The sequence below is a fragment of the Kribbella aluminosa genome (assembly GCF_017876295.1).
GTDB classification, from domain to species: Bacteria; Actinomycetota; Actinomycetes; order Propionibacteriales; family Kribbellaceae; genus Kribbella; species Kribbella aluminosa.
This window is the reverse complement of the sequence record NZ_JAGINT010000001.1, coordinates 3,834,647-3,847,546: the sequence shown is the minus strand read 5'-3', so window position 1 is coordinate 3,847,546 and position 12,900 is coordinate 3,834,647. Positions and strand designations below refer to the sequence as shown.

12 protein-coding genes are annotated in these 12,900 nt (G+C 69.9%); 9 read left to right on the top strand and 3 right to left on the bottom strand.

The features are described 5' to 3' along the window. Positions 1-23 precede the first annotated feature (23 nt). Both JOF29_RS18370 and JOF29_RS18365 read right to left on the bottom strand, forming a co-directional pair. Complete coding sequence (locus JOF29_RS18370) at positions 24-986, bottom strand: tRNA (adenine-N1)-methyltransferase (protein WP_209696198.1); 963 nt, start codon at positions 984-986, stop codon at positions 24-26. 49 nt (positions 987-1,035) lie between these two features. Continuing rightward, positions 1,036-2,190 (bottom strand): M50 family metallopeptidase, encoded by a 1,155-nt coding sequence (locus tag JOF29_RS18365; RefSeq protein WP_245357650.1) that lies wholly within the window; start codon positions 2,188-2,190, stop codon positions 1,036-1,038. Between the two features lie 109 nt (positions 2,191-2,299). Between JOF29_RS18365 and JOF29_RS18360 the strand changes: the two genes are divergently transcribed. From JOF29_RS18360 to JOF29_RS18320, 9 genes are all read left to right on the top strand, one after another. After that, positions 2,300-3,184 carry a RecB family exonuclease gene (locus JOF29_RS18360; protein WP_209695399.1) on the top strand — a complete coding sequence of 295 codons (885 nt, stop codon included), beginning with the start codon at positions 2,300-2,302 and terminating at the stop codon, positions 3,182-3,184. A gap of 49 nt (positions 3,185-3,233) precedes the next feature. Further along, the gene (locus JOF29_RS18355; protein WP_209695398.1) at positions 3,234-3,986 is read left to right on the top strand and encodes an ABC transporter ATP-binding protein; all 753 of its coding nucleotides are present in this window, start codon (positions 3,234-3,236) and stop codon (positions 3,984-3,986) included. Further along, entirely contained in the window at positions 3,986-6,508 is a 2,523-nt protein-coding gene (locus tag JOF29_RS18350) for an ABC transporter permease (protein ID WP_209695397.1), read from the top strand. Before JOF29_RS18355 ends, JOF29_RS18350 begins: the two co-directional genes overlap by 1 nt. A gap of 39 nt (positions 6,509-6,547) precedes the next feature. Continuing rightward, positions 6,548-7,306: an IclR family transcriptional regulator gene (locus JOF29_RS45380; RefSeq protein WP_209695396.1), complete on the top strand. Its 759-nt coding sequence runs from the start codon at positions 6,548-6,550 to the stop codon at positions 7,304-7,306. Positions 7,307-7,692: 386 nt separating this feature from the next. Beyond that, positions 7,693-9,213 (top strand): glycerol kinase GlpK, encoded by a 1,521-nt coding sequence (glpK, locus tag JOF29_RS18340; protein WP_209695395.1) that lies wholly within the window; start codon positions 7,693-7,695, stop codon positions 9,211-9,213. Between the two features lie 65 nt (positions 9,214-9,278). Then, positions 9,279-9,722: a MarR family winged helix-turn-helix transcriptional regulator gene (locus JOF29_RS18335; protein WP_209695394.1), complete on the top strand. Its 444-nt coding sequence runs from the start codon at positions 9,279-9,281 to the stop codon at positions 9,720-9,722. 16 nt (positions 9,723-9,738) lie between these two features. Continuing rightward, a complete protein-coding gene (locus JOF29_RS18330; protein WP_209695393.1) occupies positions 9,739-10,218 on the top strand; it encodes a hypothetical protein in 480 nt (159 codons plus the stop codon). Beyond that, positions 10,208-10,564 (top strand): YciI family protein, encoded by a 357-nt coding sequence (locus JOF29_RS18325; RefSeq protein WP_209695392.1) that lies wholly within the window; start codon positions 10,208-10,210, stop codon positions 10,562-10,564. The genes JOF29_RS18330 and JOF29_RS18325 overlap by 11 nt, the downstream gene beginning before the upstream one ends. 68 nt (positions 10,565-10,632) lie before the next feature. Then, a complete protein-coding gene (locus JOF29_RS18320; protein ID WP_209695391.1) occupies positions 10,633-11,166 on the top strand; it encodes a GNAT family N-acetyltransferase in 534 nt (177 codons plus the stop codon). 12 nt (positions 11,167-11,178) lie between these two features. On the opposite strand, the gene JOF29_RS18315 is transcribed toward JOF29_RS18320, so the two are convergent. Then, on the bottom strand, positions 11,179-12,891 hold the full coding sequence (locus JOF29_RS18315) for a glycerol-3-phosphate dehydrogenase/oxidase (protein WP_209695390.1): 1,713 nt from the start codon (positions 12,889-12,891) through the stop codon (positions 11,179-11,181). Positions 12,892-12,900: the final 9 nt, after the last annotated feature.

Below are 12,900 nucleotides of genomic sequence, written 5' to 3'. Positions count from 1 at the left end.
TCGGTTGCGGATGAGCAGGTTGCCTACGGCATGTCGCCGGAAGTTTGCACCGGCTGTTCCGCCGATGCTTCGCTACCCGGCTCCGCGCGTCGCGGGCCGGCGTAGTCGTCGCCGTACGCGCCCGGTGCCGGACGGCGCTTCTTCCGCGGCGCCTGGACGCCGTGCGCCATCCTCCGGGCGGTGACGAGGAACGCCGTGTGTCCCTGCATCCGGTGCCCTGGACGTACGGCGAGACCCTCTACGTGCCAGTCTCGCACGAGCGACTCCCAGGCGCGCGGTTCGGTGAACTCGCCATGTGCCCTGAGCGTCTCGACAACCCGGCTCAGCTGCGTCGTGGTGGCCACATAGGCACAGAACACCCCGCCGGGTGAAAGTGCCTCAGCAACGACGTCGACGCACTCCCAGGGGGCGAGCATGTCGAGGATGACGCGGTCGACGTCCTGCTCGTTCAGCTTCTCGACCAGGTCCCCGATCTCGAGCCGCCAGGCCGGGTGCTCGGCGCCGAAGAAGCCGGTCACGTTCTTCCGCGCGACCTCGGCGAAGTCCTCGCGGCGCTCGAACGAGATCACCTGCCCCTGGATCCCGACCGCACGCAGCAGCGCGGTGGTCAGCGCACCGGACCCGGCACCCGCCTCGACCACCTTCGCGCCCGGGAAGATGTCGGCCATCGTGACGATCTGCGCGGTGTCCTTCGGGTAGATCACCGCGGCGCCGCGCGGCATCGACACCGAGTAGTCGGCCATCAGCGGGCGCAGCGCCAGGTACTCGACGTTGCCCTTGGACCGGATCGTGACCGCGTCCGGGCCGTCGATCAGGTCGTCGTGCTCGATCCCGCCCTTGGTCGTGTGGAAGATCTTGCCGCGCTCCAGCTTCACCGAGTGCCGGCGGCCCTTCGAGTCCTGCAGGGTGATCCACTCGCCCTCCTGCAGCGGTCCGTGGTGGACGCCGGAGTACGCCTGGTCGGGAAAGTCGCGCAAGTCAGCCATGTCAGCCATAAGGCGCTCACCTTAACTTTCGGTCACCGGAACCCCGTAATCAGCGGGCCCGGAACGCTCGTTCGACATCCGCCGTGGCGAGTACGCCGTACACGCCGCCGGCGGCGTCGAGCACCAGGTACTCCGAGGCGGGTTGTTCACGCAGTGTGGCGAGGATCTCCTCGCCGGTGTCGTTGATGCCGATGATGTGGCCCGCGCCGATCCGGCTCGAAACCTCGCTCACCATGGTCCACGGGCGCTGGTTCGGGGCGACGGCGGCGACCGCGGACTCCGACACCAGCGCGTGCGGCTTGCCGTCGCCGTCGATCACCACGACCGCTCCCGCCTGCGCCTCCCCGGCCATCCGGACGGCCTCGGACAGCGGCGTACCGGCATGTACGGCGACGGCTCGCCGGGCCAGCGTCCGGACCTGGAGGGCGGGCAGCTTGCGCCGCAGCCGCGCCTGCATCAGCGACGCGGTGGAACCCGACCAGAGGAAGAACCCGATCAGCAGCGCGATCACGAAGTCGATGATCGACGGCTGCCAGCCCCAGAGCTGCTCGGCGATCACCGGGCCGGCCAGCACCAGGATCGCGAGCCCCCGGCCCGCCCAGGCCGCCGCCACCGTACCGGTGTGCATGTTCCCGGTGATCTTCCAGACGATCGCGCGCAGCACCCAGCCGCCGTCCAGGGGCAGGCCGGGCAGCAGGTTCGTGACGCCGACGATCAGGTTCGCGATACCGAGCTCCCAGAGCGCGACGTATCCGACACCCTCGTCGAGCGCGCGGGAGCCGAAGTACGCCACGCCGCCGACCAGCAGCGACGCGACCGGTCCGACGACCGAGACCGCGAACTCCTCGAGCGGCGACTTCCGCTCGCCCTCGATGTGCGTACCGGCCGCGAAGAAGCCGAGGTTGATCTCGGTGACCCCGATCCCGAACCGCATCGCCATCAGCGCGTGCGCCAGCTCGTGGACCAGGATCGAGAACGTGAACGCCACCACGAACGCGAACGCGGCGACGTACCGCCAGCCGCCGAGCGACGGGAACTGCTGGCCGATGATGGTCGCGAAGCCGAGCGCCAGCAGCATCGCCACCGGCAGCCAGGTGAACCGCATGGTCAGCCGGATCCCGCGGACACGACCGAGCACCCACGTTCCCGGCGGCGTCGGGCCGGCCGGCGGGGCCGGGTTGTCGGGGTCGCGCGAGTCAGCCATCGAGGCAACGCTACTTGGCCCGGGGTAACTGGCTGCTACGGCCCTGGTTATCCACAGGCCGGGGTGGGGTGCGCGCGAAGTGTCGGTGGTTGTGCCTAGGGTTTGGGGCATGAGCGTTGCAGCAGCTGTAGCCGATCCGCATCCGCGGGGTGCCCTGTCGCCGTCCCGGGCCGCGGACTTCATGAGTTGCCCGCTCAAGTACCGGTTCCGGGTGGTCGACCGGTTGCCGGAGAAGCCGTCGCCGGCCGCAGTCCGCGGGACCGTCGTGCATGCGGTGCTGGAGCGGTTGTTCGACCTGCCGCGCGGGCAGCGGACGCTGGAGCAGGCCGCGGAGATGCTCGAGCCGCAGTGGCAGCGGCTGCTCGAGGAGGAGCCGGAGGTCGGCGAGCTGTTCGCGGAGGACGCGAGCGGCGACGACCTGGCCAAGTGGCTCGCCGAGGCGCACCAACTGCTCGGCAAGTACTTCACCCTCGAGGATCCGAACGCACTGGAGCCCGCCGAGCGGGAGCTGTACGTCGAGACCGCGCTGGACTCCGGCCTGGTGCTCCGCGGGTACGTCGACCGGCTGGACGTCGCGCCGACCGGTGAGATCCGGGTGGTCGACTACAAGACAGGACGCTCGCCGTCGGAGTTCTTCGAGGCGAAGGCGCTCTTCCAGATGAAGTTCTACGCGCTCGTGCTGTGGAAGCTCCGCGGGGTGGTTCCAGCGATGCTGCAGCTCGTGTACCTCGGTAACGGCGAGATCGTCCGCTACGTCCCCGACGAGGCCGACCTGCGCGCCTGTGAGCGGAAGGTCTCCGCGCTCTGGGTCGCGATCACCCGCGCGCTCGACTCCGGCGACTGGCGCCCGAGCCCCGGCCCGCTCTGCGACTGGTGCGACCACAAGGCGATCTGCCCCGCCTGGGGCGGTACCCCACCGCCGCTCCCGACCCGCTCGGTCGAGGAGGTCGCGGCCGAGTCCGCCGGCATCGATCTGATCACCGTCGACGGCTGACACCGGCCTGGGCCCGGGCGAGGAACCCTGGGTGGATACGGTTCGTCGCATGAGTGTGGGCGATCTGGCAGTCCGGGCGATCGAGGTCTGGAAGCGGTACGGCGGCGGCTCGACGCAGGTGGATGCATTGGCCGGGGTCAGCGCGGACTTCGGCAAGGGCCGGTTCACCGCGATCATGGGCCCGTCCGGCTCCGGGAAGTCCACCCTCCTGCACTGTCTCGCGGGCCTGGACAAGCCGTCCGACGGCAAGGTGCTGCTCGGCGACGTCGACCTGACCACGCTCCCCGAGAAGCAGCTCACCCACCTGCGCCGGGACCGGATCGGCTTCGTGTTCCAGGCGTTCAACCTGGTCCCGACGCTGTCCGCGCTGGAGAACATCACGCTCCCGCTCGACCTGGCCGGCCGGAAACCCGACCAGGACTGGCTGGCCACGGTCGTCGACACGATCGGCCTCGGGGACCGCCTCGGCCACCGGCCGTCCGAGCTGTCCGGCGGTCAGCAGCAACGCGTCGCGTGCGCCCGCGCCCTGGCCTCCCGCCCCGACGTGGTGTTCGCCGACGAACCCACCGGCAACCTGGACTCCCGCTCCTCCGGCGACGTCCTCGCCTTCCTGCACCGCTCCGTGCGCGACTTCGAGCAGACCGTCGTGATGGTCACCCACGACCCGTCCGCGGCGTCGTACGCCGACCGCGTCCTGTTCCTCGCCGACGGCAAGCTGCAGTCCGAACTGATCGACCCGACCGCCGAATCCGTCCTGGACCGGATGAAGCAACTGGACCCGGCCGGCGAGCTGGCCGGCTGATGTTCAAGCTAGGCCTCCGCTCGGTCCTCGCCCACCGCCTCCGCTTCGTCCTCTGCACCATCGCCGTCACCCTCGGCGTAGCTTTCGCCGCCGGCGCGATGGTGTTCACCGACACACTGTCCACCGCCCTGAAGAAGAACTTCGAGGTCAGTACGGCGGACATCACCGTCACACCGTCGTCGCCGATCGCGACCGGCACCGACCGGCCGCCGACGTTCGAGTCCTCGGTCGCCGACCAGATCAGGACCGTGCCGGGCGTCGCCGACGCAGTACCGCAGCTGCTGGTCAGCGATGTGCAGATCCTCGGCCCGGACGGCAAGCTGATCGAGAACTACGGTCTGACCAGCTTCGGTGCCTCCTGGCCGCGGGACGCGCGCACCGCGCCGTTCAGGCAAATCAGCGGCACTCCCCCGGCGGGTGCCGGACAGCTCGCGCTTGACGAGTCGACAGCGTCCCGAGTCGGGTACCACGTCGGCGACCAGGTACGGATCGTCACGCCGGCGCGGTCCCTGACCGCGACGCTGACCGCGCTCACCACACCCGCCGCCGCGGGTGTGGCAGCCGGCGCGCCGCTGGTCAGCTTCGACGGAGCGAGCGCCCAGCTCCTGCTGCTCGGGCAACCCGGCTGGACCTCGATCGCGGTCTCGCTCAAGCCCGGCGCGGACCAGAACGCCGTACAGCAGGCGATCTCCAAGACGGTCGGCAGCTCCGTCGACGTACGGACCGCACAGCAGGTCACCGCCGAAGGGCAGCACGACCTCGACAACACCTTCGGCGGATTCAGCACGATCCTGGCGCTGTTCGCCGGCCTGGCACTGTTCGTCGGTACGTTCCTGATCGTCAACACGTTCGCGATGGTGGTCGCGCAGCGTTCCCGGGAGCTCGCGATGCTGCGCGCGATCGGAGCCTCCCGCGGCCAGGTGACCTGGTCGATCCTCACGGAGAGCGCCGTCATCGGCTTCCTCGGCTCGACGATCGGGCTGCTGATCGGGATCGGCGTCGCGGTCGCGATCCGGTACGCGTACCAGTTGCTCGAGCTGCCGATCCCGTCCGCCTCGCTACAGGTGAGCGCGACCACGATCATCACCTGCTACGTGCTCGGCATCGGTGTCACTGTCGCCGCCGCCGCCCCGGCCGCCCGCCGAGCCGGGAACCTGCCGCCGGTCGCCGCGATGCGCGACGACGTCGGCGTTCCGGAGCGCTCGCTGCTGACCCGGATCTCGATCGGCGCCTTCATGCTGCTGATGGCCGCCCTGCTGTACGGCATCGCGATGAACCTCGGCGGTCTCCCCGGCACCGTACTCGTCGTCCTGGCCGGTGGGATCGCCGTTCTCGCCGTCGTGATGCTCAGCCCGCTGATCAGCCGGTACATCGTCCGCGCGCTGATGTACCCGTTCGGCCGCGCGGCCGCCGTCACCCTCGGCCGCCGGAACGCCGAGCGGAACCCCCGCCGTACGTCGGCCACCGCGTCCGCGCTGATGATCTCGGTGTCGCTGATCGCCGGGCTGCTGGTGATCGCGGCCTCCGCGAAGGCGTCGATCGACCAGAGCATCACCGACGCGCTCGGCACCTCCGGCATCGTGGTCACCAGCGACGGCACGCCCGCGTTCAGTACCCAGGTCGGCGACCGGGCGGCGAAGGTACCGGGCGTCGTGGCCGTGCACCGGGTCCGGCAGCAGTCGGCCCAGGTCGGCATCTCGAACGTCGAGGTCAGCGGCGTCAGCGACGGGACGCTCGGCGGGCCGATCAGCACCACGTTCGACTCCGGATCCGCGGCGGTGCTCGGCGCTGGGCAGGTGATCGTCCCTCGCAACCTTGCCAAGACGCTGCAGCTCACCGTCGGCAAGAGCTTCGACCTGAAGACCTCCACCGGCACGCACCGCCTCACCGTCGGCGGCATCCTGGCTCCGAACCGGCTGCTCAACGCGGTCCTCCTGTCGCTTCCGGCGTACCAGAAGATCGGCGGGGCCGGCACCGACAACCTGCTGTACGTCGACGTTGCCCAGGGCAATGAGGTGGCGCAGGTCCGGGCCGGGATCCTCGGTGAGCTGAGCAAGGACTACCCGACACTCCAGGTCCGCGACCAGCAGGCGTACGCCGCCGCTGCTCGGCAACCGGTGAACGGCGTCCTGGCCGGCGTCGGGTTCCTGCTCGCGATGGCGATCCTCATCTCGCTGCTCGGCATCGTGAACACGCTGGCCCTCGGTGTCGTCGAGCGGACCCGGGAGATCGGGCTGTTGCGGGCGATCGGGACGGACCGTCGCCAGCTCGGCCGAATGCTCCGGGTCGAGTCGATCGCGATCACTTTGCTCGGCTCGTTGCTGGGTGTGGTGATCGGTGTCGGGGTCGCGGCCTCGATCCAGTCGACGTTGGTGGACAACGGACTGGCGGTTCGGGACATCCCGGTGCTGCAGTTGGTCATCGCGGTGCTGGTTGCGGTGGGGTTCGGGGTGCTGGCTGCGGTGTGGCCGGCCCGGCGGGCGGCTCGGCTGGATGTGTTGCGGGCGATCGCGTCCGAGTGAGGTGGAGCCAGACCAGTGATTCACAGGTAGCCTGCGGGTGTGCCGGGCACCGTGCAGTCGATCGAGCGGGCCGCGGCGGTGCTGCGACTGCTCGCCGCCGCGTCTGACGGGCTGGGGGTCGCTGATCTCGCGAACGCGCTCGGGCTGGCGAAGCCGACCGTACACGGGATCCTTCGGACGCTGCATCAGGTCGGGTTCGTCGACCAGGACCGGAGCGGCGCGCACTACCACCTGAGCGACGCGTTCGGGCGGCTCGGCGAGAGCTACCTGGATCCGAACGAGCTGCGCAGCCGGGCGATCAACTGGGCCGACTCGCTGGCGTCGCGCAGCGGTGAGGTGGTCCGGGTCGGCCGGCTCGTCGAGGGGAGGGTCGTGGTCGTGCATCACGTCTTCCGGCCGGACGACAGCGACCAGGACCTGGATGTCGGTACGACGTTGCCGCCGCATGCGACCGCGCTGGGCAAGGCGGTACTCGCGTACGACACGAGCGGGGCCGCGCGACCGCGGGCGCTGGAGGCGTACACGACGCGGACGATCACCGATCCGGTCCGGCTGGGCGTCGAGCTGGCGGGTGTCCGCGCGCGGGGGTGGGCCACCGAGTTCGAGGAGCACACGGTCGAGCTGGCGAGTATCGCGGCCCCGATCCGCGGCCTCGGTGGCCTGGTGGTCGGCGCCGTCGGCCTGACCGGCCGGATCGAGCGCATCTGCGACAGCCGCATGCGCCACCGCGACGACCTGGTCACCATGGTCCGCGCCACGGCCGACGCCATCGCCCGCGACCTCCGGGACGACACGTGATCCCGCACCCACAGCCCCCCGGCCGACCATTTCAGGGGTTAACCCCTCAGCTGGCCGGTTCTCCCCCCGGTATGCGCACCGCGAACGGTACAACTGAGGGGTTAACCCCTGAAATCGCACCAGGCGCGACGCCGGGTACGGCGAGACTCCGCGGGCGGACTGGCGCGGTTGACGGGAGCGCAGCGGCGGAGGTTGGCGGGTGTACGGCGGTGGGGTCTGCCCCGGGGGTTGGCCGGCGTACCGCCGGAGGGGTTGGCCGGCGTACCGCCAGAGGGGTTGGCCGGCGTACCGCCGGAGGATTTGGCGGGCGTGCCGGCGCGGGGGTTGGCGGGCGTACTGGTGTGGGGGTTGTGGTGGGGGTGGCTGGGTGATTGGGGGGTGGGGGGATGGCTGAGCAGTATGTGGCGGCGGTGGATCAGGGGACCAACTCGAGTCGGTGCATCCTGTTCGACCGGCGGGGGCGGTTGGTCTCGGTGGCGCAGCGGGAGCATCGGCAGTTGTTCCCGCGGCCGGGGTGGGTGGAGCACGACGCCGAGGAGATCTGGGCGAACGTGAGCCGGGTGGTGCCGGCGGCGATCCGGCAGATCGGGGCCGATCCGTCGCAGGTCGTTGCCATCGGCATCACCAATCAGCGCGAGACCAGCCTGCTCTGGGACCGCGTCACCGGCCGGCCGATCGGGCATGCGGTGGTCTGGCAGGACACCCGTACCGACCGGCTGGTCACCGAGCTCGCGGGCGACGCCGGCCCGGACCGGTTCGCGGACCGCTGCGGGCTGCCGCTGACGACGTACTTCTCGGCGCCGCGGATCCGCTGGATGCTCGACCACACCCCCGGTCTGCGGCAGCGGGCCGAGCGCGGCGAGATCCTGTTCGGCACGATGGAGACCTGGCTGATCTGGAACTTCACCGGCGGCCAGAACGGACCCGGCCTGCATGTCACCGACGTCACCAACGCCAGCCGGACGATGCTGATGAACATCGAAACGCTTGAATGGGACGACGAGCTGCTCGCGGCGTTCGACGTACCGCGGGCGATCCTGCCGGAGATCCGCCCGTCGTCAGGGGTTTTCGGAACCGCGACCGAGGTACTCCCCGGCGTCCGGATCGGCGCCGCGCTCGGCGACCAGCAGGCCGCGCTCTTCGGGCAGACGTGCTTCAGCCCGGGCGAGGCGAAGTGCACGTACGGCACCGGCTCGTTCCTGCTGATGAACACCGGGCAGGAGATCGTCCGTTCCAAGCACGGGATGCTCACCACGGTCGCGTTCCAGATCGCCGGCCACCCGGCGACGTACGCGCTCGAAGGGTCGATGGCGGTCACCGGATCGCTGGTGCAGTGGTTCCGTGACGGGCTCGGGATGATCCACACGGCCGCCGAGATCGAGACCCTGGCGCGGACGGTCGACGACAACGGCGGCGCCTACATCGTGCCGGCCTTCTCGGGCCTGTTCGCGCCGCATTGGCGCAGCGAGGCCCGCGGGGTGATCGCCGGCCTGACCGGCTACATCACCAAGGGGCACCTGGCCCGCGCGGTCCTGGAGGCGACCGGGTTCCAGACGCTCGAGGTGGTGGACGCGATGAACGCGGACTCCGGGATCGCGCTGACCGCCCTGAAGGTCGACGGCGGGATGACGGCCAACAACCTGCTGATGCAGTTCCTCGCCGACCTCCTGGACGTCCGCGTGGTCCGGCCGATGGTCACCGAGACGGTGTCCCTCGGCGCCGCGTACGCTGCCGGTCTCGCGGTCGGGTACTGGCCCGACCTCGAAGGACTCCGCAGCAACTGGCACCGCGCCGGCCAGTGGATGCCGCACATGGATCCGGTACGGCGTGCCACCGAGTACGCGAACTGGCAGGCCGCCGTCCAACGCACCTTCAACTGGATCCGCCCCGAGGACCAGGAACTCTGACACCGTTCTCGACCACTCCGCGGGCGAGAGTTGGTAATCCAACTTACGTAAGCTAGGTTTCCTAGATGACCAGCAACGACGCTGCGGCGAAGGCGCAGGAGCTGCGGATCGCGATCGGGCGGGTCGCCAGGCGGATGCGGCAGATCTATGCGATGCATGACGGCGCCGGCCCCACCTTCACCGAGGTCGCCGTCCTGGTGCACCTCGCCCGCGAGGGCCCGACCTCGCCCACTCAACTTGCCGGCCGCGAGCGGGTGACCACCCAGGCGATCACAGCTGTCATTCGCGAACTGGAGAGCCGGAAACTGGTCCGGCGAACCGCACATCCCGATGACGGCCGCCGGACCGTCATCACGATCACTTCCGCAGGTACGGCGGTCATCGGCGACCGCGAACTCGCCGTCATGAGCGGCCTTGGCCGGGCGCTCGAAGACTCGTTCACCGCCACCGAACGCCGCTGCCTCGAAGCGGTGATCCCGTTGCTCAACAAGCTCGCCGACATGATGTGACACGAACGGAGCGACCGTGACATCCACCGTCCGACCAGAGATCCGAGCCTTCTTCGAGCAGTATGCGAAGGCCGGCGACACACTCGACACCGTGGCGCTCAACGACTGCTTCCACGAGGTGTTCCTCAACCTCGATCCCACGAACGCCGCGCCGATCGCCCGAGACCTGCTGATCCGTTCACTGCCGTTGCGGCAGAAGCTGTTCGACTCCATCGGCGCCCGGGGAATGGACCTCACCACTCTCACTGAGACACCGCTCGATGACCGGCACGCGCTGGCGGAAACCACCTGGGCGGTCCGGTTCGGCGCCAACGCACGGTCCACCGAGCCCCTGGAGTTCGGGGCAACGTTCGTGCTCCGCCTCGACGGCGGACGCTGGCGCATCGTGGTCTACCTGAACCACCACGACGTGGTAGCCAGCGTCCGGTCGCGAGCCGTCGCCTCCGCGTCGGCCGAACATCCACCCACGCGTACCGGAGGCCAGCATGCGCTTTGACCAACACACTGTCGTCCTCCTGACCCTGGATCCGGACGCGCCGGTCATGACGGAGAACGAGACGGCGGCGCTACAGAACGCGCACCTTTCTTACACAGCCGACATGATCGCGCAGGGCCACGTCATGGCGGCCGGCCCCATTGTCGGTACAGCGGCCGCGCGGATGAGAGGCATCTCCGTATGGTCCGTCGACGCCGACACCGCCGGGCGACTGTGTGCGCAGGACCCGGCGGTACGGGCGGGGCGACTTACGCCGCAGATCCTGACGTGGATGGTTCCGGCCGGCCAACTCGGCTTCGGCAGTGTGCCCGTCCCGCGGACGACGGCCGAGGCGACCGGAGTGTGACCCGTACCCAGGACAATGCCGATTCGACTGTACGGCCTCGAACCCACCCACTTACTCCAGGAGGTCGCATGCTGCGCGGCGAACGCGTCGGGCTCAGAGCCCGACACGCAGAAGACGTCTCGCCCCTGCAATCCGGGCTGTACGACGACATCCCCACCCGCTCCAGGGCAGACTCCCGACCCTGGCGACCCGTCCCGCCCGACTCGGCCGCTTCGCCGTACGCCGTAGCCGATCCAGCCGAGGACGTCGCCGCGTTCTCGGTGATCGAGCTGACCTCCGGAGACCTCGCGGGCGAGGCACTGCTGTGGGGGATCGACCTCCACAACCGCCAGGCCCATCTAGGAGTCGCCCTGCTTCCGGCCTTTCGTCGTCGCGGATATGGCGGCGACACAACCAGCGTTCTGTGCCACTACGGCTTCGTCACGCTCGGGCTGCACCGACTGCAAGTGGAAACCCTCGCCGACAACGCGCCGATGATCGCGGCGGCCACCCGGGCAGGGTTCGTCCGGGAAGGCGTGCTGCGCCGCTCGGCCTGGGTCAGCGGATCCTTCAGCGACGAACTCATCCTCGGTCTACTGGCCGAGGAATGGCGTCAGCCCTGACCCGTTCCCGGGTCAGGCCGGCGACACGATGTCGGGGGCTTCGAGGCGGACCTTGTCGGCGGACTCGTCGTCGGGCTGGTCCTGGGAGTCACGTTCGGACTGGACGCGCTTCACGTAGAACGAGACCTCGCGCTCGATCGTGTGCTCGTCCCAGCCGAGGATCGGGGCGATCAGCCGGGCGGCGGCCTCGGCGGCGCCGACGCCGCGGTCCCAGGCCTCGATCGAGATCCGGGTCCGGCGGGCCAGGACGTCGTCGAGGTGCCGGGCGCCTTCGGCCTTGGCGCCGTACACGATCTCGGCCTTCAGGTAGTCCTGTGTCCCGGGCAGCTGCTCGCCCAGCGTCGGGTCCTCGGCGACCAGGTCGAGTACTTCGTCGACCAGCGCGCCGTACCGGTTGAGCAGGTGCTCGATCCGCGCCACGTGCAGCCCCGAGCGCTGCGCGATCAGCTGACGCTGGTTCCACAGCGCCTGGTACCCGTCGGCGCCGACCAGCGGGATGTTCTTCGTGACACTCCGCGGTACCCGTCCGTCGAGCGCGTCCGCGGCCGCGTCGATCGCGTCCTTGGCCATCACCCGGTACGTCGTGTACTTGCCGCCGGCAACTACCACCAGGCCGGGGGCCGCGTGCGCGACGACATGCTCGCGGGACAGCTTCGACGTGCTCTCCGACTCCCCCGCCAGCAACGGGCGCAGACCGGCGTACACGCCCTCGACGTCCTCACGGGTGAGCGGCGTCGTGAGTACGGCGTTCACGTGGTCGAGCAGGTACTCGATGTCCTTGCTGGTCGCCGCCGGATGCGCCTTGTCCAGCCGCCAGTCGGTGTCCGTGGTACCGATCAGCCAGTGCCGGCCCCACGGGATGATGAACAGCACCGACTTCTCGGTCCGCAGGATCATCCCGGTGCTGGACTGGATCCGGTCCTTCGGTACGACGAGGTGGACGCCCTTCGACGCGCGCACGTGGTACTGCCCGCGCTCCCCCACCATCGCCTGGGTGTCGTCGGTCCACACGCCGGTCGCGTTCACGACCTGCTTCGCGCGGACCTCGAACTCGCGCCCGCTCTCCAGGTCCTTCGCCTGGACGCCGGTGACGCGCTCGCCCTGCCGCAGGAACCCGGTCACCTTCACCCGGTTCGCGACCAGGGCGCCGTACGACGCCGCGGTCCGGGCGAGCTCCATCGTGTGCCGTGCGTCGTCGACCTGGGCGTCGTAGTACAGCAGGGCGCCGATCAGGGCGGACTTCTTCAGCGACGGGACCAGCCGCATCGCCCCCCGCCGGGTCAGGTGCCGGTGGATCGGCAGCCCGGCGCCGAGGCCCGAGCTGACCGCCATACCGTCGTACAGCGCGACACCGGCACCGGCGTAGAACCGCTCCCACCAGCGGTGCTGCAGCGGGTACAGGAACGGCACCGGCTTCACCAGGTGCGGTGCGAGGCGCTGCAGGAGCAGACCGCGCTCCTGCAGCGCCTCGTGCACGAGCCGGAAGTCGAGCATCTCCAGGTAGCGCAGGCCGCCGTGGATCAGCTTGCTGGACCTGCTGGAGGTACCGCTCGCGAAGTCGCGGGCCTCCAGCAGTCCGGTGGTCAGGCCGCGGGTGGCGGCGTCGAGCGCCGACCCGGTGCCGACCACCCCGCCACCGATCACCAGGACGTCCAGTTCGCGTCCGTCCGCCAGCGCGTCGATCGCGTCGGCCCTTGCTTGCGGTGACAGAGCCACTACAGCCACTGTGTTTCG

What these genes read in the sequence shown, in the direction of transcription:
- JOF29_RS18355 (WP_209695398.1), top strand. Translation starts at nt 3,234, where the DNA reads ATGAGTGTGGGCGATCTGGCAGTCCGGGCGATCGAGGTCTGGAAGCGG.
- JOF29_RS18350 (WP_209695397.1), top strand. Translation starts at nt 3,986, where the DNA reads ATGTTCAAGCTAGGCCTCCGCTCGGTCCTCGCCCACCGCCTCCGCTTC.
- JOF29_RS18370 (WP_209696198.1), bottom strand. Translation starts at nt 986, where the DNA reads ATGGCTGACTTGCGCGACTTTCCCGACCAGGCGTACTCCGGCGTCCAC.
- glpK (WP_209695395.1), top strand. Translation starts at nt 7,693, where the DNA reads ATGGCTGAGCAGTATGTGGCGGCGGTGGATCAGGGGACCAACTCGAGT.
- JOF29_RS18325 (WP_209695392.1), top strand. Translation starts at nt 10,208, where the DNA reads ATGCGCTTTGACCAACACACTGTCGTCCTCCTGACCCTGGATCCGGAC.
- JOF29_RS18360 (WP_209695399.1), top strand. Translation starts at nt 2,300, where the DNA reads ATGAGCGTTGCAGCAGCTGTAGCCGATCCGCATCCGCGGGGTGCCCTG.
- JOF29_RS18335 (WP_209695394.1), top strand. Translation starts at nt 9,279, where the DNA reads ATGACCAGCAACGACGCTGCGGCGAAGGCGCAGGAGCTGCGGATCGCG.
- JOF29_RS18320 (WP_209695391.1), top strand. Translation starts at nt 10,633, where the DNA reads ATGCTGCGCGGCGAACGCGTCGGGCTCAGAGCCCGACACGCAGAAGAC.
- JOF29_RS18365 (WP_245357650.1), bottom strand. Translation starts at nt 2,190, where the DNA reads ATGGCTGACTCGCGCGACCCCGACAACCCGGCCCCGCCGGCCGGCCCG.